This is a genomic window from Mesorhizobium sp. CA16 (assembly GCF_020165175.1).
Lineage (GTDB): Bacteria > Pseudomonadota > Alphaproteobacteria > Rhizobiales > Rhizobiaceae > Mesorhizobium.
This window is the reverse complement of the sequence record NZ_JAIUHP010000016.1, coordinates 42,720-66,738: the sequence shown is the minus strand read 5'-3', so window position 1 is coordinate 66,738 and position 24,019 is coordinate 42,720. Positions and strand designations below refer to the sequence as shown.

Here is a 24,019-nt window from a genome sequence, read left to right as displayed (position 1 = left end):
AGCGTTTCCAAGATTAGATGACGCAGCATCCGACCCAGTCGCCGCAGTTCTTCCTGACCGCGCCGTCGCCGTGCCCCTACCTGGAGGGACAGTTCGAGCGCAAGGTGTTCACGCACCTTGTCGGCGACAAAGCTCCGGAGATGAATGACCTCTTGACGCAAGGCGGCTTCCGGCGCTCGCAGAACATCGCCTACCGTCCGGCCTGCGAGTCGTGCCGCGCCTGTGTGTCGGTCCGCATCCTGGCGCAGGAATTCAGCCCCAGCCGCAACATGCGCCGCGTGATCCAGCACAATGCCGACCTCGTCGGCGCCATGCATGACGCGCAGCCTTCGACGGAGCAATACTCCCTCTTCCGCAGCTACCTCGACGCCCGGCATCGCCGCGGCGGCATGTCGGACATGACCGTGCTCGACTATGCGATGATGGTGGAAGACACGCATGTCGACACCAAGATCATCGAATACCGGCGTCGCGGCCCCGACACGTTCATCACCGGCAAGGGCCATGGCGAGCTGATAGCCGTCGCGCTCACCGACAAGATGGCCGATGGCCTGTCGATGGTCTATTCCTATTTCAATCCCGACTTCGAGGACCGCTCGCTCGGCACGTTCATGATCCTCGATCACATCGCCCGCGCCAAGGCGATGGGACTGCCCCACGTCTATCTCGGCTACTGGGTCAACGGCTCGCGCAAGATGAATTATAAGATGCGCTTCATGCCGCAGGAGCATCTCGGCCCGAAAGGCTGGGAACGCTACGACCACGAAGCGGTCAGTCGCTGAACCTCCCCACGCTTCATCCTTAACTGTTTCAAGGAGGAGGACACCGGTCTTTCGGCCCTCAGGCTGGAACGAGCGCGGCGTGGCCGCTGTGCGCCTGCTCAAGATAGTTTGCGAGAATGCCCAAGTGTCCACCCACACCGACCACCAGAAAGGTCTCCTGATCACCGCCATAGGCGGCCTCACACTGACCGTCGACATACCGCTGATCCGGCTCGCCGACGGCACACCCTGGACGATCATGATGTTGCGCACCGCCACCACCTTGCTGGCCGGGCTGGTGGTGTGGACCGTCTGGCGGTCGTTCGACCGGAACGCGCCCCGGCTCATCCCGGGCTGGTCGGGACTTGCCGTGGCCTTTTGCTACGGCATGACCGGAATATGCTTCGTCACGGCGGTCTATCACACCTCGACGGCCGACCTTGTGTTCATCCTGGCCTTCAACACCGTGTTCGCGGCACTGCTGTCATGGCTCTTCCTCAAGGAAAGACCGCAGCCTGCAACCGTCATCGCCATGCTGGCGATGATTTTCGGCGTGCTGATCATCGTCGGCGGCTCCGTCGGCACCGGGCATCTGTTCGGCGATTTCATGGCGCTGTGCTCGACCTTCTTCGTCGCCCTCGCCATCACCATTTCGCGCGCCAGCGGCAAGGATATGGGCTTCACCGCGCTGGTCGGCGTCATCCTGCCGCTGGCGCTCGCCGTCTTCATGGTTTCAGGCGAAGGCGTTCACGTGAACGCACCGTGGTGGATCATCTTCAACGGCGCCGTGATCATGCCGATCTCGTTCTTCTGCCTTGCCAACGGACCGAAATACATTTCAGGCCCGGAAGTGGCGATGTTCTATCTGCTGGAGACGGTGCTGGCGCCGGTCTGGGTCTGGCTGATCTTCGCCGAGGAGCCGACGCGCAACAGCCTGATCGGCGGCTCGATCCTGATCGTGACGCTGGTCGCGCATTCGCTGTGGCAATTGCATGAGGGCCGCAAGCGCCGTGCTGCGCTTGCCGTGGTTCACCCGGCCTGAACTTTCCTCGGCTCGGCCGCCGCTTCGATCTGTGGCGGCGCGCCGGCCTCGTAGGCGACAGGCGGAAGCTCGTCCATGATCTCGACCTCGCGCAGCCATTCGCGCCAGATGGCGACGAGCAGCGCCATCAACACCGGGCCGATGAACAAGCCGAGGAAACCCATCGTCTTGACGCCGCCGATCAGGCCGAAAAAGGTCGGCAGGAACGGCAGCTTGATCGGGCCGCCGACGAGCTTGGGCCGCAAGGTCTTGTCGACGATGAAGAGCTCGACCGCGCCCCAGATGAAGAGCGCCGTGCCGGCGAAAAGCTTGCCGCTGGCGGCGAGGTAGATCGACACCAGGGTGAAGGAGAGCGGCGCGCCGCCCGGGATCAGCGCCATGATGCCGGTGAGCGCGCCGAGCGTCACCGGCGACGGGACGCCGGCCAGCCAATAGGCGATGCCGAGCACCAGGCCCTCGCCGATGGCGATGATGGTCATGCCCGTCACGGTCGAGGAAATGGTTGCCGGCACGACGCGCGAGATACGTTCCCAGCGCGTCGGCAGGATGCGTTCGCCGAGGCGATCGACCTGGGCCGCGAAAGACTCGCCGTCGCGATAGGCGAAGAACAGCGCGATCATCATGAACAGAAGCGTCAGAATCAGGCTGAAGGCGCTGCCGCCGGCGGCCAAGGCGCCGCGATAGATGCTGCCGATGTTGGAGCCGCTGATCAGCTGGATCAACTCGCCGATGCCGCCGGGATGGCCGAGATAGGCCGTCCACTGCTCGTTCAGCCACTGGCCGACGACCGGTATGGCGGCGATCCAACCCGGTGTCACCGCGCCGTGGCGATTGGTCTCGATCGCCCAGGTGACCCACTCGCGCAGCTCGTTGATGGCATAGGTGCCGGCAAGCGCGATCGGCACCACCAGGAAGGTGAGGATGAAAAAGATCGCCAAGGTCGCGCCGACCGTTCGGTTGCCGCCGACGCCAACGAGCAGCCGGCGGTACAGCGGCCAACTGGCAAAGGCGATGACGAGCGCCGCCAGCACCGGGAACAGAAAGCCGTGGAAGAAATAGACGCCGGCAGCGACGATCAGCACCAGGAGCCAGCGCGCCGCCGACAGCGGCGGGATGACGGCCGCCCTGAGCGGCGTCGACAGGCCGAACAGGCGCTGCCCCGGCTTCTGGATCTCGGCGCGCTTCAACCCGGCGTTGCTCCCTGCCTGATGGTTCGATGGATGCTTATGCACCATCATAGTGCAGCAATCGTGACGATAGTCCAAATAGTGCCTTTCCTTCTCCCTTGTGGGAGAAGGTGGATCGGCGCGCAGCGTCGAGACGGATGAGGGGTGTTCCAGCGGAGTGAGGCGTTGGTGACCCCATATTGCGGCATCCAAAGCTGCTCAAGTCCGTGTCAAGCTGGAACACCCCTCATCCGTCGCCTTCGGCGACACCTCCTCCCGCAAGGGGAGAAGGAAAGGTGCTGCTTCACCCAAATTTCCCCGTCCTGGGGAAACCCTTCGGCACCATGCGGCCGGCGGCGGCGCGGGCTCCGATCCATTCGGTCAGTTCCTCGCGCGACTTGGTGAAAGTGCGATCGGCCGAATCCTGCCAGGAGAGCCCGGTCTCCAGGGTGAAGGTCTTCAGGTCCAGCACGCCGCCGTCCTTGTATTTCTGCAGCCGCACACCCTTGCCGCGCGCCATTTCCGGAATTTCGGCCAGCGGGAAGACCAGCATCTTGCGGTTCTCGCCGACAATAGCGAGATGGTCGCCCGAAACCGGGATGCAGCGCTTGGCCTCGTCCGGCGCCTTGACGTTCATCACCTGCTTACCCTTGCGGGTGTTGGCGACGACCTCTTCCTCCGAAACGACGAAACCGTTGGCGTCGTATGAGACGAGCAGCAGCTTGCGTTTGGGATCATGGACGAAGGCAGTGACGATGTCCTGGTCGTTCTCCATGTCGACGATGATGCGGATCGGCTCGCCATGGCCGCGCCCGCCCGGCAGCCGATCGGCGCCGATGGTGTAGAACTTGCCGCCGGTGGTGAAGACCAGGATCTTGTCCGTGGTCTGGGCATGGAAGGCGAGCTTCAGGCTGTCGCCTTCCTTGAAGGTGAGCTGCGAATGGTCGGTCAGGTGGCCCTTCATGGCACGCAGCCAGCCCTTTTCCGACACAACGACGGTGACCGGCTCGCGCTCGATCATCGCATGCGCGATGTCGGTCAAGTCGTGCTCGGGCGCATCGGCAAAGTGGGTGCGACGCTTGCCGAGCTCGGTCTGCGGACCGAACGTGTCACGGACCTTGGCGACTTCCCACTTGATCGTCGACCATTGCTTGGCGTCGGAAGCCAACAGGGCCTCGATCTGCTTCTTCTCGGCGGTGAGGCCGTCGAATTCCTTGCGGATCTCGATCTCTTCTAGCTTGCGCAAGGCGCGCAGGCGCATGTTGAGGATGGCTTCGGCCTGGTTGTCGGTGAGCGACCAGCGGGCCATCATCACCTGCTTGGGCTCATCCTCCTCGCGGATGATCCTGATGACCTCGTCGATGTTGAGATAGGCGATCAGATAACCGGCGAGGATTTCCAGCCGCTTCTCGATCTCGCCGAGCCGGTATTTCGAACGACGGATCAAAACCTCGCGGCGGTGGTCGAGCCACTCCTTGAGCACGCCCTTCAACGACAGGACGTTCGGCACCTTGCCGCGCGACAGCACGTTCATGTTGAGCGGGAAGCGGCTTTCGAGCTCGGTGAGCTTGAACAGCGATTCCATCAGGATGCCGGGATCGACCGTGCGGCTCTTCGGCACCAGCACGATGCGGATGTCCTCGGCGCTCTCGTCGCGGATGTCCTCGAGGAGCGGCAGCTTGCGCGCCATCAACAGCTCGGCGATCTTCTCGATCAGCCTGGCCTTCTGCACGCCGTAAGGGATCTCGGTGACGACGATGCTCCAGGTGCCCCTGCCCTGGTCTTCCTGCTCCCATTTCGAGCGCACGCGGAAACCGCCGCGGCCCGTCTCATAGGCTTCGAGGATCGAGGCGCGGCTGTCGACGATGATGCCGCCCGTCGGGAAATCCGGCCCCTGGACGAAATCCATCAACTTCGCCACCGGCGCTTCGGGATGCTCGATCAGATGGAGTGCTGCGTCGCAAAGCTCGGCGGCGTTGTGCGGCGGGATCGAGGTCGCCATGCCGACGGCAATGCCCGACGAGCCGTTGGCGAGCAGGTTGGGGAAAGCGCCCGGCAGGACGGACGGCTCCTCGTCCTCTTCATTGTAGGTCGGCCGAAAATCGACCGCGTCCTCGGTGATGCCGGCAAGCAGCTCGCTCGCCACTTCGGTCATGCGCGCTTCGGTGTAGCGCATCGCCGCGGCGTTATCACCGTCGATATTGCCGAAATTGCCCTGCCCGTCGACCAGCGGGTAGCGCATCGAGAAATCCTGCGCCAGCCGTACCAGCGCATCGTAGATCGATTGGTCGCCATGCGGATGGAACTTGCCCATCACGTCGCCGACGATGCGGGCGCATTTGGCGAAACCCTGATCGGGGTTGAGCCTGAGCAGCCGCATGGCATGCATGATGCGGCGATGGACCGGCTTCAGTCCGTCGCGCACATCCGGCAGCGCCCGGTGCATGATGGTCGACAGCGCGTAAGCGAGATAGCGCCGCTCGAGCGCTTCCTTCAGATCGACCGGTTCGATTTTATCGCCGCCGCCATTGTCATCAGGCGGCAAAAGCCTTTTTCCCATGAATTTGGACTAGCTGAGCGGGTGATTCGCGGCAAGCGCCGCGTGAACGTCGGCGCATTCGCCGTGGCTATAGATGCGCAGCCGGCGGTGTGAAGAATTTCACGGAAGCGGCCCCGCGGCGGCTGCAATTTGCCGCCGATCTGCAACAGGCTTAGTCGGCAACACGAGGCCGACCAACATCAATCCGTTACATGCGGCCGCTATCTGGCAATGCAACGCGCTGGCGGAGGAAAGCCGCGGTCTTCATGACAAATTCACCGCATCGGGCAATAGCTGCCGACCGGCGTTTGCTTTTCATCGCCGTTTTCGACAAATGGGCCCGGAAATGCCTTTTTCCCGTCCCGTTCGTCACGGAATGGTGATGGAGCAGATGTCAAAAATAATTTCACAATAGCCAATCAGGACAGGGAACTCGCCATGACAATCCAACGCTCAACACTCAAGAAACTGGCCTTTTCGACCTTTCTGCTGACGCTGCCGCTCAATTCGGCCTTCGCCGCCGATCCGGCGGTGGCCGAGCGCATCAAGGCGGCCCTTGCCGCCCAGGGCGTCGAGATTTCCTGGACAGGCGTCTCCGGCGACGATTCGAACGCCGTCCTGCAAGGTGTTTCCATCAAGCCGGCGGCCGAGAAGGAAGCGCTGCCGATCGGCGACGTGAAGCTGGAGGGGGTCAGCGAGGCCAATGGCAGCTATGAGATCGCAACCCTCTCGACCTCGCCTTTCGAGCACAGCAAGGACGGCGTGACGCTCAATCTCAGCCCGGTGGTCGTCCACGACATGAAGGTCCCGGCCGAAGGCGGCACCGATCCGCTCGGCTCGCTGATGATGTACAAGTCGGCGGAACTCTCCAACATGACAGTCAAGGTCGGCGACAAGACGGCTTTCGCGATGGACGGGCTTGCCGTCCAGATCACCCCGCCGGCCGACGGCAAGGCGATGGACTTTACCGCCAACACCGAAAAATTCACCGCCGACCTATCGCTGGTCGACGATCCGAAGTCCAAGGAAGCGATCGATGCGCTCGGCTACCAGAACATCTCGGGCAACATCGCGATGGCCGGCACCTGGCAGCCGAGCGACGGCAAGATGGAGCTGTCGAAATATGACATCTCGGTCGAGAATGCCGGCACGCTCGGCATGACCTTCAATCTCGGCGGCTACACGCTCGACTTCATCAAGTCGATGCAGGAGATGCAGAAGAAGCTCGCCGCCCAGCCGGAAGGCGCCGACAATTCCGCGCAAGGCATGGCCATGCTCGGCCTGATGCAGCAGCTTTCCTTCAACGGCGCATCGGTGCGCTTCGAGGACGATTCGCTCACCGGCAAGGTGCTCGACTATGTCGGCAAGCAACAGGGCATGTCGGCCAAGGACGTCGCCAACCAGGCCAAGGCGATCGTGCCGTTCGGCATGGCGCAGCTCAACAATCCCGAGCTGACGGCGGAAGTCTCGGCGGCAGTCAATACCTTCCTCGACAATCCAAAGAGCCTGGAAATCTCGGCCGAGCCGCCGTCGTCGGTGCCGTTCGCGCTGATCATGGCCGGCGCCATGTCCAACCCGCTCGACCTGCCGAAGACGCTTGGCGTCAAGGTCAAGGCGAACCAAGACTGATCGGACAGTCAGCTGCAAAGAAAAGCCCGGCAGCGATGCCGGGCTTTTCTTGTTGAAGGCGATTCTTGTAGGAAAAAGAAGATCCTGGCTACGGCTTTTAGCCTTCCTTCTTCGCCGCAGCGACGCGCAGCGACAGCTCGCGCAGCTGCTGCGGAGTCGCTTCCGAAGGCGCGTTCATCAAAAGGTCGTAGGCCTGCTGATTCATCGGGAACATGGTGATCTCGCGCAGGTTCTTGGCCCCCACGAGCAGCATGACGATGCGGTCAACGCCGGCCGCCATGCCGCCATGCGGCGGCGCGCCATACTGGAAGGCACGATAAAGGCCGCCGAAGCGCTCCTCCACGGTTGCGCGGTCGAGACCGACCATCTCGAAAGCCTTGACCATGGTTTCCGGCAGATGGTTGCGGATGCCGCCCGACGCTATTTCGAAGCCGTTGCAGACCATGTCGTACTGGAACGCCTTGATGCTGAGGGGCTCCTGGCCGTTCAGCGCATCGATGCCGCCCTGCGGCATCGAGAACGGGTTGTGGGCGAAGTCGATCTTCTTCTCGTCCTCGTTCCATTCGAAGAACGGGAAATCGACGATCCAGCAGAGCTCGAAACGCTCGCGATCGACGAGGTTCAGCTCCTCGCCGGCGCGGGTGCGCGCGGCGCCTGCGAAGGTGACGAACTTCTTCGGGTCGCCGGCGACGAAGAAGGCGGCGTCGCCATCGGCAAGGCCGAGCTGCTGGCGGATCGCCTCGGTGCGCTCCTCGCCGATGTTCTTGGCGATCGGACCCGCGCCTTCGAGTTTTTCGCCTTCCTTGCGCCAGAAGATGTAGCCGAGGCCAGGCTGCCCCTCGCCCTGCGCCCAGGAATTCATGCGGTCGCAAAAGGCGCGGCTGCCGCCGGTCTTTGCCGGAATGGCCCACACCTCGGCTTTCGGATCGTTGGCAAGGATGTTGGCGAAGACCTTGAAGCCGGAGTCGCGGAAATGATCCGAGACCGCCTGCATCTCGATCGGGTTGCGCAGGTCAGGCTTATCGGTGCCGTAGGTGCGCATCGCCTCGTCATAGGGAATGCGGCGGAATTCCTGGGTCACCGGCTTGCCGGCGGCAAAGGTCTCGAAGACGCCGCGCAGCACCGGCTCCATGGTGGAGAGCACGTCGTCCTGCTCGACGAAGCTCATCTCGAGGTCGAGCTGATAGAATTCGCCAGGCAGGCGGTCGGCGCGCGGGTCCTCGTCGCGGAAGCAGGGCGCGATTTGGAAATAGCGGTCGAAGCCGGAGACCATGATCAGCTGCTTGTACTGCTGCGGCGCCTGCGGCAACGCGTAGAAGGTGCCGGGGTGGATGCGCGACGGCACCAGGAAATCGCGCGCCCCTTCGGGCGACGACGCGGTGAGGATCGGCGTCGAAAACTCGGTGAAGCCGACCTCCCCCATGCGCTTGCGCATCTCGGCGATGATTTTTGTCCGCGCGACGATGTTCTTGTGCAGTGTCTCGCGGCGCAGATCGAGGAAGCGGTATTTCAGGCGGATGTCTTCCGGGTAGTCCGGCTCGCCGAACACCGGCAGCGGCAGCTCCTTGGCGGCCGACAGGACTTCGATCTCGCGCGCGAAAATCTCGATTTCGCCGGTCGGCAGGTTCGGATTGACGGTTTCCGGCAGCCGCGCCTTGACCTCGCCGTCGACGCGGATCACCCATTCGCCGCGCAAGGTCTCGGCGGCCTTGAAGGCCGGCGAATCCGGATCGGCGACGATCTGGGTCAGGCCGTAATGGTCGCGAAGATCGATGAAGAGCAGTCCGCCATGGTCGCGCACGCGATGCACCCAGCCCGACAGGCGGACGGAATTGCCGACGTCGTTCTTTCTCAACTGGGCACAGGTGTGGCTGCGGTAACGATGCATAGTCATGGGGTAAAGTCCGGAAATTGCGGGCGTCGGCCCGGCTCGAAAATTGGCGCGAAAAGCGCATGAGAGGCCGGCTTTGTCAAGGCAAGCGGTCACACAGGCGCGCCGCTGCGACTGTTCAGGCAAAGTGGACTTGCACACCCCGGCTTTGGAAATCGGCGAGCGTGGCAGCAGGCGCGGTCCTTTCCACCACGAGATGGCGGATCGCAGCCGCTTCCGCCACGCGATAGGGTGCGGCGGTGGCGAGCTTGTCGTTGGTGACTGCAATGACGATGCCAGCGCTGTTTTTCGCCATGGCGCGTTTCACTTCGGCTTCGGCCGAATCGAAGGCGGTGACGCCGCGCGCGACATCCAGCCCGCAGGATCCGAGAAAGAACAGATCGGCGCCGAGTTGCGCCACGGCGGCCAGCGTATCTGTCCCGACGCAGGTTCCGAGATCGGGCACATAGCGGCCGCCGAGCACGATCAGCTCGACCAGGGGAAGGTCCGTCAGAGCCGAGGCGACGCCCAGCGAATTGGTGGCGACGGTCAGCTCCATATCGCGCGGGATCGCCCGGGCGATCGCCTCGTTGGTCGTGCCGCCGTCGATGAACAGCGACTGCCCCGCGCCGAGCAGCGCAACAGCCGCCCTGGCGAGCCGGGTTTTTTCCTCGACCGCATGACGGCTGCGCTGGCTGAGCGGCGCGGCTGCAAAGGGCCCCGATGGGACAGCGCCGCCATAAACGCGACGCAACTGCCCGGCCTTCGCCAGTTCCCTCAGGTCGCGGCGCACAGTGTCCTCCGATACGCCAAAACGGCTGGCGAGCTCGCCGGCCAGCACCTTTCCGTCGGCCGCAAGCTGGTCGCGAATGAGTTGGTGGCGTTCTTCGGTGAGCATGCGCGATCCTGTTTATTTGTGCACGTTGTTGCATGTTTTGCCTGTTCATGCAAGAAACAGAGTCGCCGGCAGCCTGAGAGCCGCCGCCCCTTATCGGATTTGCCTGATGACCCTTGGCCTGAAATTCGCCCCCCAGCACCGCGTCTATGCCGGCTTCGCGATCTATTCCTTTGCTATGGGCAATATCTTTCCGCGGCTGCCCGACATCAAGCGGGCCATGCAGATCGAGGACGGCACGCTGGGTCTCGCCCTGATCGGGACGCCCATCGGCACTCTGATCGCGCTGACGCTGGCGACGCCGATCCTGGAGCGCGTCGGGTTTCGCCGCGCGCTGCTGTGGCTGGTGCCGCTGCTTGGCTTCGCCTATGCCGTCGCGGTGCATGCGTCGGGCCCCGCCGCCCTGTTCCTGATGCTGCTCCCGGTCGGATTGATGATCGGCAGCATCGAGATCATCTTGAATGTCGAGGCGGACAGGACCGAGTTCCTGCTCAAGCGCCGGATCATGAACCGGGCGCATTCGTTCTGGAGCATCGGCTTCTTCGGCGCCGGCCTGTTCGGCGGCGCGCTGGCGCATCTCGGCCTGTCGCCGCAACTGCATCTGGCGCTGGTGGTGCCGACGGTGGCGGTTGCGATGGCGCTGTTCCTGGGCGGCTTCGAACCCGCGCCTGCCCGTTTCGCCGCGACCGGCGACAAGCCGCCGATATTCGCCCGTCCGACGCTGCCGATCCTGATCCTCGTGGCGGTGACACTGTCGGCAATGCTGATGGAAGGCGCCAGCATGGACTGGTCCGCCATCTATATGCGCACAGTGTTCGACTCGGGCCCCTTCGTTGCCGGCTTCACCGTGGCGCTGTTCGCCTTCTCGCAGGCAACGACACGCTTCTTCGCCGACAGCTTTGTCGACCGCCATTCGCCGAGCGGCGTAGCGCGCGTGCTGCTGGCAACAATGGCGGTCGGCGTGTTCATCGTCTTCTTCTCACCCCTACCCTTCATCTCGATGCTGGGCTTTGCGCTTCTAGGCATCGGCAGCAGCGCCATCTTTCCGCTGGCGATCTCGGCTGCGGCGCAGCGTACCGACCGTCCGGCGGCGATCAATGTCGCGGCCCTGTCGCAGATCTCCTTCGTCGCCTTTCTGCTTGGCCCGCCGCTGCTCGGCTTCGTGTCGGACCACTGGGGCATCCGCTCGGCCTATGGCATCGGTATCCCCTTCATCCTGCTCAGCCTGGCCACAGCCGGCGTGCTTGGCCGACGGCCATCGGCCGAAGCCGCGGATACCGCAAGGCAAAGCGTGGAGGCGCAGGCCGGCGAGGCCTGAACCGCCCCGCCGGGCCAGCGCATATCGCCATCGCGCGAAACTAGCGGTGCGTGACGACGTCGCGGCGCTTGACGAATGCCCGCGCGGCTGAAATTGAAAGAGGCCTAATATTGTGCCAAAAGCGATTTGATGCAGGTCATCACCACACAAGAAGAACTCGAGAGCGTTGTCGCGGCGTTCGAAAAGTCGGAATTCGTTACCGTCGATACCGAATTCATTCGCGAGACGACCTTCTGGCCGATCCTTTGCCTGATCCAGATGGCCGCGCCTGGGATTGAGGCGCTTATCGATCCGTTATCGCCCGGCATCGACCTGAAACCGTTTTTCCGGCTCATGGCCAACGAAGCGGTGCTGAAGGTTTTTCACGCGGCGCGCCAGGACATCGAAATCATCGTCCATCTCGGCGATCTGGTGCCGCATCCGGTGTTCGACACCCAGGTGGCGGCGATGGTCTGCGGCTTCGGCGACAGCGTTTCCTACGACCAGCTCGTGCAGAAGGTCACCGGAGCCCGGCTGGACAAGTCCTCGCGCTTCACCGACTGGCGGCACCGGCCGCTCTCCGACAAGCAGCTCGAATACGCGCTTGCCGACGTCACCCACCTGATCGAGGTCTACCAGCATCTCAGCGCCGAGCTGAAGCGCGAGAATCGCGGCCACTGGCTGAACGAGGAGATGGATGTCCTCACCTCGCGCGAGACCTACGATCCGCATCCCGAAGATGCCTGGAAAAGGCTGAAGATGCGGCTGCGCAAACCGCAGGAGCTGGCGATCGTGCAGGCGGTGGCGGCCTGGCGCGAACGCGAGGCGCGCGAGCGCGACGTGCCGCGCGGCCGCGTGCTCAAGGACGACGCGATCTATGAGATCGCCCAGCAGGCGCCGCGCGATGCGGCCGCGCTCGGCAAGCTGCGCACCACGCCGAAAGGCTGGGAACGCTCCGCCACGGCAACCGCGCTGCTCGGCGCGGTCAACGCGGCGCTGGCGCTGCCCAAGGACGCGATGCCGAAACTGCCGAAAAGCGTGCAGCCGCCGGAGGGGTCGAGTGCGGCGGCGGAACTGCTCAAGGTGCTGCTCAGGATCGTCGCAGAGAAGGAAGGCGTGGCCACCAAGGTGCTTGCCTCCAGCGACGATATCGACCGCATCGCCGCCGAGGGCGACGAAGCCGACGTGGCGGCATTGCAGGGCTGGCGGCGCGCCGTTTTCGGCGAGCAGGCGCTGAGGCTGGTACGCGGCGAGATCGGCATCAAATTCGACAAGCGCCGGATCGCGTTGTTCGAGCTGTAGCGCCTTTTCCTTCTCCGCTTGTGGGAGAACCTGGATCGACGCGCAGCGCCGAGACGGATGAGGGGTGTTCCGGCGGAGTGAAACGCTGGCGATCTCCTATCGCGGCATCCAACGCTGGCTTAAGTCCGTGTCAAGCTGGAATACCCCTCATCCGGCCGCTGCGCGCCACCTTCGCCCACAAGGGGAGAAGGGAAAGGCGAGCCTCACACCACCTCGAGCAGGTGGAGCGCGAACCAGATCCAGGCGATGAGAAGTATGCCGGCGCCAAGGAAGAAGGCGCGGCTGCGGTGCAGCACATGGTTTCTGTCGAGATGCACCCAGGCGTGGACATAGCGCGTGACTATGAACAGCCACATTAACGCTAGCGTCAGGTAGTTCACGCCATTGGTGACGAACAGCGCCAAGCACAGCACGTGAAAGAGAACCGGCAGCTCGAACTGGTTGATCAGGTTGTTGGCGACGGTGACGCTCGAGGCCGGCTCGGTTGAGCGGACCTTGTACTGGCCGATCCTGGCTTCGCCGGACTTAACGGCGAGATAGCGCCGCTTGAACATCACCAGATAGACGACATAGACCAGAAGAACATGCGCCAGCATCGGCCAGAAGATGGCTGTCTGGCGCATCTGCTTGTCCTCAGCCTCGCCGCCCGGCCAGCGCGAAGACCGCGATGACGAAGACCGGAATCGCCAGCAGCGCGAATTTGGTGACGGTCAGCGAAGAGGCGAAGGCCAGCGAATCGGGATTGGCAAGCTGGAAATCGGAGAGCAGCCGCGCCATGGCAAAATTCTGGGCGTAGTCGGCGACCGCATAGGGCGCCACCAGCGTCAGGGAGAACAAGGCCTGCAGTTGCGCCGGCATGGCGCGGAAGGTGCTGAGTCGCCGCCCGAAGGCGAGGATAAGGCTCACCAGCGTCAGCGACAGCAGCGCCGGGAACAAAAGGTCGAAGGTCAGATAGTGCCAGACGATGATGATCTCGCCGCCGCGCCGGCCGAGCGCGGTGAGCCACGCCATGCCTTCGTCGGGCGTGAAGCCGGCGACGCGCATGTCGAGTGAGGCCAGGCCGCCGCTCAAGCGCTGGAAATAGAGAAACTCCAGCGCCGTCATGACGAGGAACAGCGCAATCGAGGCGATGGAGAGCGCTGCCGCGTGACGCGACAGCCGAAGCACCGCCACGCTCAAGTCACGCCACAGTCCCCGCCGGCGGTCAGGCCGATCGGCCTGCCGATCAAATTCCGCCCGGGTAATTGGGGCTTTCGCGGGTGATCGTGACGTCATGGGCATGGCTTTCACGAAGTCCGGCGTTGGATATGCGCACAAAAGTGGCGCGCTCGCGGAAATCTGCAAGATCACGTCCACCCACATAACCCATAGCGGCTTTCAGGCCGCCTGCAAGCTGGTGCAGCACGCCAGCCACAGGTCCTTTGTAGGGGACCTGCCCTTCAATGCCCTCCGGGACCAGCTTCAGCGTGTCGCGAACTTCAGCCTGGAAGTAGCGGTCGGCCGAGCCGCGCGCCATGGCGCCGACCGAACCCATGCCCCGATACGCCTTGAAGGAGCGACCTTGGTGCAGATAGACCTCGCCGGGGCTCTCGTCGGTGCCGGCAAGCAGCGAACCGATCATGGCGGCGCTTGCTCCGGCGGCAAGCGCCTTGGCGAGATCGCCTGAATATTTGATGCCGCCATCGGCGATGACGCTGACGCCGGCCCTGCTGGCCGTCTCGACCGCCGACATGATTGCCGACAGCTGCGGAACACCGACACCGGCGACGATTCTGGTGGTGCAGATCGAACCCGGGCCGATGCCAACCTTGACGGCGTCGGCGCCGGCATCGATCAGCGCCCGCGTGCCGTCGGCCGTGGCGACATTGCCGGCCAGGATGCGCACGGAGTTCGACAGCTTCTTCGCCCGCGTCACCGCATCCAGCACGCGCTGCGAGTGGCCATGCGCGGTGTCGATGACGAGCAAGTCCACGCCGGCGTCAATCAGGCGCTCGGCGCGCTCGAACCCGTCATCGCCGACGCTGGTGGCGGCCGCCGCGCGCAGGCGCCCCTGCGCGTCCTTGGTGGCGTGCGGGTTGAGCTGCGACTTCTCGATGTCTTTGACGGTGATCAGGCCGACGCAATTGCCGTTCCTGTCGACCACTACCAGCTTCTCGATGCGATGCTTGTGAAGGAGACGCTTGGCTTCGTCCTGGTCGACATTCTCCTTGACCGTGATCAGGTTCTCACGCGTCATCAGCTCGTAGACCTTCTGCGCCGGATCGGAGGCGAAGCGCACGTCGCGGTTGGTGAGGATGCCGACGAGGCGGCCGACCGTGTGGCCGCCGGTGCCGCCATTTTCGACCACCGGAATGCCGGAAATCGAATAGGTGCGCATCAGCGCCAGCGCATCGGCCAGCGTGGCGTCGGGGCCGATGGTGACTGGGTTCACCACCATGCCGGATTCGAATTTCTTCACCTGCCTGACCTGCTCGGCCTGTTCGGACGGCGAGAAATTGCGGTGGATGACGCCGATGCCGCCGGCCTGCGCCATAGCGATCGCCAGCCGCGCTTCGGTGACGGTGTCCATGGCTGCCGACAGGATCGGCACGTTGAGATCGATGTCGCCTGCAATTCGGGTGCGGATGTCGGTCTCGCCAGGCATGACTTCGGAATGGCCGGGCTGCAAGAGCACGTCGTCGAAAGTCAGCGCCAGCGCGCCGGTGGACGTTTCGATGATTTTTGCCATGGCCAGTCCTTTTGAATGCGGAAAAGGCGCCGGGCCGATTGGCCAGCGCCGACTCTCTTCTTCCCTTTCAGGATTGGCGCTGGCTGGTAACACGTCCTGTCGCGGTTGAAAAGCCGATCGTTGCGAGACGGCCTATTCGATGCCGAGAAGAGCATCGAGCAAAGCGTGGCGCGGCAACTCAAAAGGATTGACGACAGTTACGCCGCCCCACGTAAAACCGTCTTGAAGATCTTCTGACAAAAGGAGCCGGCAACCCGCTTGCGAAGCGGCGGAAAGAATGACGGCATCCCAGACGCCGAAACGATGGTCCGCAGCAAGATCGACAGCCGTCATCATCACTTCCGGCGTTGTTTCAATAACCGGGAAGGCGTCGCGCCAGCTAAGCAGTGTATCGCGAGCCTCCTGGGGCGACCTTCTAGCTTTGCGAAGCAGAACATTGAACAGTTCACCCAGCACCTGGACCGGAACAACCACAGCGCCTTGCGGAACGTTCCGTAGCAATTCGAGGGCGAGGTCGCGCTTCTCAGGATCATTGACGCCCTCCGCGTAGGCAAGGACGTTGGTATCCAGCGCGATCTTCACGGGTTATCCTCATAAAGATCCTCGCGAGTCCAGCGTCCTGCATTGACGATCGGCTGCCTCTCGAGTCGCGACAGCAGAGCTGCGCGCGACCGGGAGGCCACGCCCTCGTGCTTGTCCGCAGGCACGATCCGCGCCACTGGCCGCCCATGGCTGGTCACGACGTAGCTCTGCCCCTCGCGTACTTCACGCAGGATATGAGAGAATCTGCGATTGGCGTCGGCTGCAGAAACAGTTTCGTCCATGGTTGCACCTATAATGTAGTTATTATTACTACATAGCGGCCGGCCTTGCATTTGACAAGTCCGGGTACCGTGACGCCAACCAGGACTGCGCTCCCGCAAAAGTGACAGCAATTTAATGCGACATCAGGGGCGAGGCGTGATAACCGCCCGGTCGCACCGGTTCGCCCCCAAGCCGGGCCTAGATTCGCGAAGACAGATCAGGGCGTTTCCCTTGAACCGCATCATCCCGCTCATACTGGCGGTCGCATTGTTCATGGAGAACATGGATTCGACCGTGATCGCGACGTCGCTGCCGGCGATCGCTGTCGACATCCACACGAGCCCGATCGCGCTGAAGCTGGCGCTGACGGCTTATCTGGTGTCGCTGGCGATCTTCATTCCGATCAGCGGCTGGATGGCCGACCGGTTCGGCGCCAAGAACGTCTTTCGCGCTGCGATCGGTGTCTTCATCGCCGGCTCGGTTGCCTGCGCGTTTTCCAATTCACTGCCGGCTTTCGTTGTGTCGCGCTTCCTGCAAGGCATGGGCGGGGCGATGATGACGCCGGTCGGCCGCCTGGTGCTGGTGCGCGCCACGCCCAAGAGCGAGCTGGTCGCGGCGATGTCCTGGCTGACCGTGCCGGCGCTGGTCGGCCCGCTCGTCGGCCCGCCGATCGGCGGCTTCATCACCACATACTTCACCTGGCACTGGATTTTTCTGATCAACGTGCCAATCGGCTTTATCGGCATGTGGCTCGCCACCCGCTATCTGCCCAGGACGGAGCCCGCCGAGACGCCGCCGCTCGATTTCCCGGGCTTCGTGCTCTCCGGCCTTGCCGCTTCCGGCATCGTCTTCGGCCTTTCCGTCGTCAGCCTGCCGGCGCTGCCGCCGATGGCCGGCTTCATCACCATTGTAGTCGGCGTGGTCTCGGGCGCGCTCTATCTCCTTCATGCGCGGCACGCCAGGAATCCGCTGCTGGCGCTGGAGCTGTTCCGCAACCAGGTTTTCCGGTCCTCGGTGCTCGGCGGCTCGCTGTTTCGCATCGGCATCGGCGCGGTGCCGTTCCTTTTGCCGCTGATGTTCCAGATCGGCTTCGGGTTGACGCCCTTCCAGTCCGGCATGATCACCTTCGTCTCGGCGATCGGCGCCATCGGCATGAAGTTCGTGACCGCGCTGATCTTCAGGCTCGCCGGCTTCCGCCGCGTGCTGATCTGGGGCTCGCTTGTCGCGGCCGCATCGATCGCCATCTACGGCCTGTTCACGCCGCAGACGCCTTACGCCCTGATGCTGGCGATCCTTTTGGTCGGCGGCTTCATCCGCTCGATGTTCTTCACCGGCGTCAATGCGCTTTCCTATGCCGAGATCACGCCCGCCGACACCAGCAAGGCGACACCGATCACGGCGGTTTTCCAGCAATTGTCGATCGCGCTCGGCGTGGCGCTGGCCGGCGGCGTCCTCGAAGTGTCGACCTCGATCCATGGCGGACCGCTGACCCTGCGGGATTTCCACATCGCCTTCTTCATCGTGGCAGCCGTCTCGGCGGCGGCATCGATCACCTTCATGCGGCTTGCGCCGAAGGCCGGCAACGCGGTCTCGGGCCACGGCCGGCTGACCAAGCCGAAGACGCTGGAAACGGTGGGGACCGCGGGGAAGTGAGCGCCGCTTCTCCTTCTCCCCTTGTGGGAGAAGGAGAAGGCGCTAGCCTTTGAACTCCTTCGCCAGCAAATACAGCTCCACCGATTCATCGCGCGAGGCCGGCGGTTTCACATGATGGACGGATCGGAAATTCTGCTTCAGCAATGACAAAAGCTCGTTCTCGGCGCCGCCCTGAAAAGTCTTGGCGAGGAAATGTCCGCCGGGCTCCAGGACGTGCAACGCGAAATCGGCCGCGACTTCGCACAGATGCATGGTGCGCAGATGGTCGGTGCGGCGATGCCCGGTCGTGGGTGCCGCCATATCGGACAGCACCACATCCGGCCGGCCGCCGAGCGCCTCGGCAAGTTTTTGCGGCGCGTCGGGATCGAGGAAATCCATCTGCAGGATGACGGCGCCCGGAACCGCGGCCATCTCGAGATAGTCGATGCCGACGACATGTGGGTTTTCCGCCGTCGACTTCGTCCGCGCGGCCGCTACCTGGCACCAGCCGCCGGGCGCAGCGCCGAGGTCGATGACCTTCATGCCGGGCTTCAGCAGATGATGCTTGTCGTCGATCTCGATCAGCTTGTAGGCGGCGCGCGAGCGGTAGCCGTCGGCCTTGGAGCGCTGCACATAGGGATCGTTCATGTGGCGCTCGAGCCAGCGGCGCGAGGATTCCTTCAAGCCGCTCTTCTTCTTGATCCTGGTCTTGAGGACGCGAATGCCGGCGGAACCCGGCTTATCCGGTTTTCTAGCCATCAACGGCCTCGCCGGCCATCGCGCCAGACACCGTCGTCGGCCATCAATTCGCTCAGGATCCCCTCGCGCAGGCCGCGGTCGGCGACGCGCAAGCGCTCGGACGGCCAGACACCGCGGATCGCTTCCAGGATGGCGCAGCCGGCGAGCACGAGGTCGGCGCGGTCGGCGCCGATGCAGGGGTTGGCGCAGCGCTGCTGGAAATCCCAGCCGATCAGGCGCTCGATCATGCGGTCGACGCTGTCGCGGTCCATCCAGAGGCCATCGACGCGGCGGCGGTCGTAGCGATCGAGATCGAGATGCACGCCGGCCAGCGTCGTCACCGTGCCGGAGGTGCCGAGCAGGTGGAAATTGGGACTTGCCAGCACATGTGCCAGCCGGTCGCGGCCGTCGAAGACCTTCAACCGCGCGGCCACGTCGTCGACCATGGCGGCAAAGGTCTCGCGCGTGACCGTGCGGCCGCCGAAGCGCTCGGCGAGCGACACCACGCCGACGGGCAGCGAGGTCCAGGAGACAATATGGTTGGCGAGCCGCGGAGAGCGCCGTCCGGTCAGGTCGATCAGCGCGATTTCCGACGAGCCGCCGCCGATGTCGAACAGCACCACGCCTTGCGTGTCGCGCTCGACCAGCGAGCCGCAACCGGAAACGGCAAGGCGGGCCTCGGTCTGGCGGTCGATGATCTCGAGCTTGAGTCCGGCCTCGCGCTCGACCCGATCCAGGAACTCGACACCGTTTGCGGCCGAACGGCAGGCTTCGGTGGCGATCAGCCTGGCTTTCCTGATCTTGCGGTTGCGCAGCTTCTCGCCACAGACCTTCAGCGCCTCGACCGCGCGATCCATCGCGGCCTGGCTGAGCCGGCCGCTGGCGGTCAGCCCCTCGCCCAGCCTGACGATGCGCGAGAAAGCGTCAATGACGCGGAACTGGCCGTGACGGCCAGGCACCGCGACCAGCAGCCGGCAATTGTTGGTGCCGAGGTCGAGCGCGGCGAAGACAGGCAATTCCTGTTGCGGCGGACGCTGCGGGGCCGCCAGCCTTGGCTCAACCGGCGAAAGCCCGCTCGGAGGCTGTTTTGTCGCCGTGGCGGCAGGCGCGGCATGCGGCACGGCGACGTTCTCGTCACGCGCGAACACCTTGCGGCCGCGCTTGCGCTTGCGTCGCTTGCGCGTCTTGCCTTTCGGTTGATCGCCATGCTGGTCGGCCTGGCTTAGGCCAATCTGTCGCTGGCCGGCATGTCTTTGGTGCGCACCCGCGTGGCGGCTGAATCGCGCCGTGTGCGGGCCCGCCGATTGCGTCGGCGATGCCCCGGACATGCCCACTGCCGACGCGCCCGCGCCGGTATCGTGGTCTTCCACTTCAGTTCCTTCCGGCGCCGCGCGAACCGGTAGCGGACGCAGCAGGCACCTCGATTTGTTCAAGTTGCCAACAGAGTAGCAGCGCAGTTCACAATCACCAAGAGCGCGAGGCCGAATTTCGCTAACGTCGCATTTTGCCAGATCACGTTGGGGCAATGTCTTGCCGGTTGAATAGCCGGCTTCAATCAGGCATGTCTGAAATGAAGGTTCGAAGGGTTGGGCAACATCAAAATCAATGAGTTGCAACGCATGATGACGACGCCATGAATTGGAGGCGCTATTTCTGGCCGGTCATAGGCATCGCGGCCGTGGCGTTCTCGCTGTGGCTGCTCATCCACGAACTGCGCGGCGTTTCGCTCGACGACGTCTGGGCCGGCATTGCCGCCATCCCGCCGCGCGGCTGGGTGCTCGCGGCCCTGAGCGCGGTCGTCGCCTATGCCTCGCTCGCCGGCTACGACCACATCGCGCTGCTGCATATCGGCAAGAAAGTATCGTGGCTGTTCGTCACGCTGTGCTCCTTCACCACTTACGCGGTGTCGCACAATATCGGCGGCTCGGTGTTTTCCGGCGCGGTCATCCGTTACCGCGCCTACGGCACGCGAGGACTGACCGGCCAGGAGGTCGGCGTGCTAGTGGCGATCTGCTGGTTCACCTTCATCCTGTCCAGCGTTTTCCTCGGCGGCCTCGTGCTGTTGCTGGAACCCCAGATCATCGACCGTTTCACGGGCACGCCGCATCACGGCGCCGCATTCGCCGCCGGGCTCGCCATGCTCATCCTTGTCGGCGCCTACGCCTTCGGCAGTTGGCTGCGACTGAGACCGCTGAAGATAGGCAGCTTCCAGCTGCACTATCCGGCGCTGCCGATCGTGGCGCGGCAATTGCTGATTGGGCCGGTCGAACTGCTCGGGGCCGCCGCGATCATCTATTTTGCCCTGCCCGAGATCGGCAATCCCGGCTATTTCGTGGTGCTCGGCGTGTTCATGGTATCGTTCTCGATCGGGCTCCTGTCGCACGCGCCTGGCGCGCTCGGCGTGTTCGAATTCGTCTTCCTCACCGGGCTTTCGGACATGGATCCGGTCGGCGTGCTCGCCGCGCTTCTGGTGTTCCGCCTGTTCTATCTCATTGTTCCGCTGCTGATCGGCCTTGGCGTGGTGCTCTATTTCGAGCATTCTCAATACAGCAAAGGCGAGAGCTGAGCCTTCGGCGCCCGGCGGCAGAGCCGATGCATGTCGCCCATACGTGCGGAACGGCTTTGGGAGAACGACAGGCATCGGACAAAGGCTCAAAAAGCCTGCGTTGATCTCAGCTGCGGGCTTGACTATTTTCCGATGGCGGCTACAAGGCAGCGCTCGCGGCACATGAGCCGTCCGCATCGCGCGATACCAGACGCGCCTGCTGGGGAATAGGTTAACGGTAGACCCACGGACTCTGACTCCGTTAGTCCTGGTTCGAATCCAGGTTCCCCAGCCAAACTGGATGTCCTGTGGACGACTTGGTTCCACAACCTTCTTTCGCGTCCCCCATGTACGATTCTCCGGCTTCGCCGTGCCGCGATTTCACGCGGGAGACGCGTCTGTTCGACCAATGTGCAGACATTCGATCATAGAAGGCGTTGTCGACGCGCCTATCGAGTTTGAACGGAGACTCAGATCCGCGCGAAGAGCGGGCATCACAATGGCCGTTCTGCATGGCCGGAGTCCTGCCGAGGCGGTTGACCGTGGGGGTCTGTGACCTAGCTTAGGGTTCAGAATGGACCGTCCGGACTCCCCAAAAATGCGGATTGGAACGCACCGTGGGAGAACTTTTGGGATATTGACGATGGAGAGGTGCGAGTCGGCTTTTCGGGACATTGGCGGCGGGCGACAACCGGCGGCCACGGTATCTTCGAGCTTCGGTTCGAGCGCACATCTTCTGCGCCGGCATCTTCTGCCGGCGCATGACCGCGCTCCGCAACGCAACAAATACATTCGCACCGCACTGGAAGGCTCGAAGCAGTGACAGCTTCGAGAGCAGCAGCAGCTTTAGCCAGCATCGGGGAGAAGACCCAAACACCGCTTCGCGAACTTAACTTGCACCCAAGACCACATGGGCACGACGATGCCAAATCATCTTGCCGAAATTTACACGAATAACACAGATCTCGCCATCCTGGCCGGGATTGCGATACTCGTACTGGCGGGCGTCTTTCTTGTGCTCCGGCATGCCCTTGTCGCAGTGCTGCGGAGTCGCCCGAAACCAAATGCCTACCTGAAAGAATGCAAGCCTGTTCCTCTCGAGGAGGTTCCTTGGGTCTGGGAACGCCCGGTCGACCTTGCAACCGGACCTGGTTCTTCTCAGGCTGTCGTATCCTCGGATGCGGATGCCCGGCCTCAGGATGCAAACTACCGTCAGTTCGGGGTGCGAATCGAGCATTTCGAGATGATCTCCGAAGCTTATGAGAGTTCGCCAGGCGACCTGCCCAATCCCTTCGCTTCCCCGACAAACAGCGCTACGGACTCACCTCCCCGTGTTGGCTGGCCTATCGGTCTTGTATCAGGCCTGGGCATCGCCACGATCTGCCTGGCCGTGTCGCTTGGCTATACGATGACGAGACAGAATTGGGTCGAAAGCGCCCCCGCCATTTCGCAGGCCCAGAATCCCTCCCAGCCAAATTTTTCGCGATCCTTCACGGTTCCGGCGAGTGCTGCATTGGATATGGAGGGACCAGCCCAGGGCGACGGGCGTACGAATGCCGCATCGCCTGGCCCGGATCTCGCGGCTGCCAAGGCTGAAGTCGAGGCTGCTCGTGCTCAGGCATCCGCCGCGAGGAATCTGGCCGGCCAGGAGCACCGAGCTGTGGAAGAAGAGCGCGCCAGAAGCGCCTCTCTGCAGAGTGCGCTCTTGGAATCGCGCAAGCAGGTCGATGCGCTGAGGACAAGCATGGCAGCAGCCGACGACGCATACGGGGAGCGTTTGCGCAACGAACTCACGGCAGCCCGCACGTATGACGCATTGCAGCGCATTGCGGGAGATGCTCGCAGGCTGCTGGGCGAGAGCATCAACTATGTCGTTACGCAGATGCCGGCTGATCATCTGGAGCGTCAGCGAACTGAATTGATGGCCCGCGACCTATCCCAAGCGCGGGCGCAAATTTCACAGCTTCAGGCCACGGCCGCCGCGGACCGCGCCAGTGCCAAGGCCTCGCTTGCGCAAGTGAACGCATTGCTTGACGACGAGCGCCGGAAGTCGATGGACCTTCGTGGCGACCTCGCCGCAATGGAACTGTCCAAGGCCGCGATCGCGGATAAGGCTGAGCGGGAACGAACCGGTGCAGCCACAGCGGGAGGACGGGTGGAGCAGACCGCAACCGAGACTGCCCAGACCCTCGCCCGAGAACGCGCTTCCGCAGCATCGACCCGTGAGGACCTCGATAAAGCCCGCCTCGAGCGCGACGCGGCTGAACAGGAACGAGCCAAGGCTGTCAAAGCAAAAGAGCATGCGGAGCAGACCGCAGCCGAGACGGCGCAGGCTCTGACACGAGCACGCGCTTCCGCAGCATCGACCCGTGAGGACCTCGATAAAGCCCGCCTCGAGCGTGACGCGGCTGAACAGGAACGAGCCAAGGCTGTCAAAGCAAAAGAGCGTGCGGAGCAGACGGCAGCCGAGACGGCGCAGGCTCTCGCCCTTGCGCGCGCTTCCGCAGCATCAACCAACGAGGACCTCGATAAAGCCCGCCTCGAGCGTGACGCGGCTGAACAGGAACGAGTCAGGGCTGTGTCAGCAAGACAGCGTGCCGAACAGTCCGCAGCCGAGACTGCGCAGGCTCTGACACGGGAACGCGCTTCCGCAGCATCGGCCCGTGAGGACCTTAATAAAGCCCGCCTGGAGCGCGGCACGTCCCCAGCACTTTCAGGAGAGGTCACCAGGCTGAACGAAGCTCTGGACAACCAGCGAGAAGCCACTGTTTCTCTGGCCCGCGACCTGGCTGCCAAACGCGCGGACAATGACAAGCTCAGAGCTGAGCGCCGCAGCGCGCAAATTGAGCAGCCGCTGCAGCCTCGCTCTGGCCGCGCATCGGCCGGCACCGGTCAGATGAAGGCTGTCAGCCAGAAGACGACTACGCGCAGCAAGCTTCGCAACTCTTCGCAGGTGATCCGCGTGCGTACTATCGCGCTTCCCTTTGCCCTCCGGCCAATACACCCGACGTCGGATTGAATTCAAAACGATTGCGACGGCGGTGAACGCTCCAGTCATTAGCCTGTACCAT

At 63.4% G+C, this 24,019-nt stretch carries 19 protein-coding genes and 1 tRNA gene; 9 read left to right on the top strand and 11 right to left on the bottom strand.

Annotation, left to right across the window (positions count from 1 at the left end):
- The first annotated feature begins 17 nt into the window (after positions 1 to 17).
- Together LB525_RS21460 and LB525_RS21455 are read left to right on the top strand one after the other, a co-directional pair.
- A complete protein-coding gene (locus tag LB525_RS21460; RefSeq protein ID WP_095767708.1) occupies positions 18 to 782 on the top strand; it encodes an arginyltransferase in 765 nt (254 codons plus the stop codon).
- A gap of 124 nt (positions 783 to 906) precedes the next feature.
- On the top strand, positions 907 to 1,803 hold the full coding sequence (locus LB525_RS21455; protein ID WP_224547039.1) for a DMT family transporter: 897 nt from the start codon (positions 907 to 909) through the stop codon (positions 1,801 to 1,803).
- Here the strand turns inward: LB525_RS21455 and LB525_RS21450 are convergent.
- Positions 1,791 to 2,990: an AI-2E family transporter gene (locus tag LB525_RS21450; protein ID WP_224546759.1), complete on the bottom strand. Its 1,200-nt coding sequence runs from the start codon at positions 2,988 to 2,990 to the stop codon at positions 1,791 to 1,793. The genes LB525_RS21455 and LB525_RS21450 overlap by 13 nt on opposite strands.
- A 283-nt stretch (positions 2,991 to 3,273) precedes the next feature.
- Positions 3,274 to 5,529: a DNA topoisomerase IV subunit A gene (gene parC, locus LB525_RS21445; RefSeq protein WP_224546757.1), complete on the bottom strand. Its 2,256-nt coding sequence runs from the start codon at positions 5,527 to 5,529 to the stop codon at positions 3,274 to 3,276.
- A 417-nt stretch (positions 5,530 to 5,946) separates the two neighbouring features.
- On the opposite strand from parC, the gene LB525_RS21440 reads away from it, so the two are divergent.
- Positions 5,947 to 7,137, top strand: a complete 1,191-nt coding sequence (locus tag LB525_RS21440) for a hypothetical protein (RefSeq protein WP_095767710.1) — start codon at positions 5,947 to 5,949, stop codon at positions 7,135 to 7,137.
- A 97-nt stretch (positions 7,138 to 7,234) separates the two neighbouring features.
- Here the strand turns inward: LB525_RS21440 and aspS are convergent, their stop codons facing one another.
- A complete protein-coding gene (gene aspS, locus LB525_RS21435) occupies positions 7,235 to 9,025 on the bottom strand; it encodes an aspartate--tRNA ligase (protein WP_224547037.1) in 1,791 nt (596 codons plus the stop codon).
- 121 nt (positions 9,026 to 9,146) lie between these two features.
- Complete coding sequence (locus LB525_RS21430) at positions 9,147 to 9,905, bottom strand: DeoR/GlpR family DNA-binding transcription regulator (protein ID WP_224546754.1); 759 nt, start codon at positions 9,903 to 9,905, stop codon at positions 9,147 to 9,149.
- A gap of 106 nt (positions 9,906 to 10,011) precedes the next feature.
- On the opposite strand from LB525_RS21430, the gene LB525_RS21425 reads away from it, so the two are divergent.
- Positions 10,012 to 11,220, top strand: a complete 1,209-nt coding sequence (locus LB525_RS21425; protein ID WP_224546752.1) for an MFS transporter — start codon at positions 10,012 to 10,014, stop codon at positions 11,218 to 11,220.
- Positions 11,221 to 11,349: 129 nt separating this feature from the next.
- Positions 11,350 to 12,501, top strand: coding sequence for a ribonuclease D (gene rnd, locus LB525_RS21420; protein WP_095767714.1), 1,152 nt, complete (start codon positions 11,350 to 11,352; stop codon positions 12,499 to 12,501).
- Between the two features lie 203 nt (positions 12,502 to 12,704).
- On the opposite strand, the gene LB525_RS21415 is transcribed toward rnd, so the two are convergent.
- The 5 genes from LB525_RS21415 to LB525_RS21395 form a co-directional block, all read right to left on the bottom strand.
- Complete coding sequence (locus LB525_RS21415; RefSeq protein ID WP_095767715.1) at positions 12,705 to 13,124, bottom strand: MAPEG family protein; 420 nt, start codon at positions 13,122 to 13,124, stop codon at positions 12,705 to 12,707.
- Between the two features lie 10 nt (positions 13,125 to 13,134).
- Positions 13,135 to 13,680: a hypothetical protein gene (locus tag LB525_RS21410; RefSeq protein WP_224546750.1), complete on the bottom strand. Its 546-nt coding sequence runs from the start codon at positions 13,678 to 13,680 to the stop codon at positions 13,135 to 13,137.
- A 46-nt stretch (positions 13,681 to 13,726) separates the two neighbouring features.
- On the bottom strand, positions 13,727 to 15,229 hold the full coding sequence (gene guaB, locus LB525_RS21405) for an IMP dehydrogenase (RefSeq protein WP_224546748.1): 1,503 nt from the start codon (positions 15,227 to 15,229) through the stop codon (positions 13,727 to 13,729).
- A 132-nt stretch (positions 15,230 to 15,361) separates the two neighbouring features.
- Complete coding sequence (locus LB525_RS21400) at positions 15,362 to 15,811, bottom strand: PIN domain-containing protein (RefSeq protein WP_224530769.1); 450 nt, start codon at positions 15,809 to 15,811, stop codon at positions 15,362 to 15,364.
- Positions 15,808 to 16,053 carry a type II toxin-antitoxin system Phd/YefM family antitoxin gene (locus LB525_RS21395; protein ID WP_095767718.1) on the bottom strand — a complete coding sequence of 82 codons (246 nt, stop codon included), beginning with the start codon at positions 16,051 to 16,053 and terminating at the stop codon, positions 15,808 to 15,810. The genes LB525_RS21400 and LB525_RS21395 overlap by 4 nt, the downstream gene beginning before the upstream one ends.
- A 211-nt stretch (positions 16,054 to 16,264) precedes the next feature.
- Here LB525_RS21395 and LB525_RS21390 point away from each other — a divergent pair, with 211 nt between their 5' ends.
- Positions 16,265 to 17,686, top strand: a complete 1,422-nt coding sequence (locus tag LB525_RS21390) for an MFS transporter (protein WP_224546746.1) — start codon at positions 16,265 to 16,267, stop codon at positions 17,684 to 17,686.
- Between the two features lie 42 nt (positions 17,687 to 17,728).
- On the opposite strand, the gene LB525_RS21385 is transcribed toward LB525_RS21390, so the two are convergent.
- Together LB525_RS21385 and LB525_RS21380 are read right to left on the bottom strand one after the other, a co-directional pair.
- Positions 17,729 to 18,424, bottom strand: a complete 696-nt coding sequence (locus tag LB525_RS21385) for an RlmE family RNA methyltransferase (RefSeq protein WP_095767720.1) — start codon at positions 18,422 to 18,424, stop codon at positions 17,729 to 17,731.
- On the bottom strand, positions 18,424 to 19,773 hold the full coding sequence (locus LB525_RS21380) for a Ppx/GppA phosphatase family protein (RefSeq protein ID WP_224546744.1): 1,350 nt from the start codon (positions 19,771 to 19,773) through the stop codon (positions 18,424 to 18,426). The genes LB525_RS21385 and LB525_RS21380 overlap by 1 nt, the downstream gene beginning before the upstream one ends.
- 263 nt (positions 19,774 to 20,036) lie before the next feature.
- Between LB525_RS21380 and LB525_RS21375 the strand changes: the two genes are divergently transcribed.
- The 3 genes from LB525_RS21375 (at position 20,037) to LB525_RS21365 (ending at position 23,967) form a co-directional block, all read left to right on the top strand.
- Positions 20,037 to 20,969, top strand: coding sequence for a YbhN family protein (locus tag LB525_RS21375; RefSeq protein WP_140842624.1), 933 nt, complete (start codon positions 20,037 to 20,039; stop codon positions 20,967 to 20,969).
- Between the two features lie 200 nt (positions 20,970 to 21,169).
- Positions 21,170 to 21,243 (top strand) — tRNA-Gln (locus LB525_RS21370).
- Positions 21,244 to 21,858: 615 nt separating this feature from the next.
- Positions 21,859 to 23,967, top strand: a complete 2,109-nt coding sequence (locus LB525_RS21365; protein WP_224546742.1) for a hypothetical protein — start codon at positions 21,859 to 21,861, stop codon at positions 23,965 to 23,967.
- Positions 23,968 to 24,019 lie beyond the last annotated feature (52 nt).

What these genes read in the sequence shown, in the direction of transcription:
- parC (WP_224546757.1), bottom strand. Translation starts at nt 5,529, where the DNA reads ATGGGAAAAAGGCTTTTGCCGCCTGATGACAATGGCGGCGGCGATAAA.
- LB525_RS21415 (WP_095767715.1), bottom strand. Translation starts at nt 13,124, where the DNA reads ATGCGCCAGACAGCCATCTTCTGGCCGATGCTGGCGCATGTTCTTCTG.
- LB525_RS21365 (WP_224546742.1), top strand. Translation starts at nt 21,859, where the DNA reads ATGGGCACGACGATGCCAAATCATCTTGCCGAAATTTACACGAATAAC.
- aspS (WP_224547037.1), bottom strand. Translation starts at nt 9,025, where the DNA reads ATGCATCGTTACCGCAGCCACACCTGTGCCCAGTTGAGAAAGAACGAC.
- LB525_RS21425 (WP_224546752.1), top strand. Translation starts at nt 10,012, where the DNA reads ATGACCCTTGGCCTGAAATTCGCCCCCCAGCACCGCGTCTATGCCGGC.
- LB525_RS21385 (WP_095767720.1), bottom strand. Translation starts at nt 18,424, where the DNA reads ATGGCTAGAAAACCGGATAAGCCGGGTTCCGCCGGCATTCGCGTCCTC.
- LB525_RS21375 (WP_140842624.1), top strand. Translation starts at nt 20,037, where the DNA reads ATGAATTGGAGGCGCTATTTCTGGCCGGTCATAGGCATCGCGGCCGTG.
- LB525_RS21430 (WP_224546754.1), bottom strand. Translation starts at nt 9,905, where the DNA reads ATGCTCACCGAAGAACGCCACCAACTCATTCGCGACCAGCTTGCGGCC.
- LB525_RS21395 (WP_095767718.1), bottom strand. Translation starts at nt 16,053, where the DNA reads ATGGACGAAACTGTTTCTGCAGCCGACGCCAATCGCAGATTCTCTCAT.
- LB525_RS21460 (WP_095767708.1), top strand. Translation starts at nt 18, where the DNA reads ATGACGCAGCATCCGACCCAGTCGCCGCAGTTCTTCCTGACCGCGCCG.
- rnd (WP_095767714.1), top strand. Translation starts at nt 11,350, where the DNA reads ATGCAGGTCATCACCACACAAGAAGAACTCGAGAGCGTTGTCGCGGCG.
- guaB (WP_224546748.1), bottom strand. Translation starts at nt 15,229, where the DNA reads ATGGCAAAAATCATCGAAACGTCCACCGGCGCGCTGGCGCTGACTTTC.
- LB525_RS21440 (WP_095767710.1), top strand. Translation starts at nt 5,947, where the DNA reads ATGACAATCCAACGCTCAACACTCAAGAAACTGGCCTTTTCGACCTTT.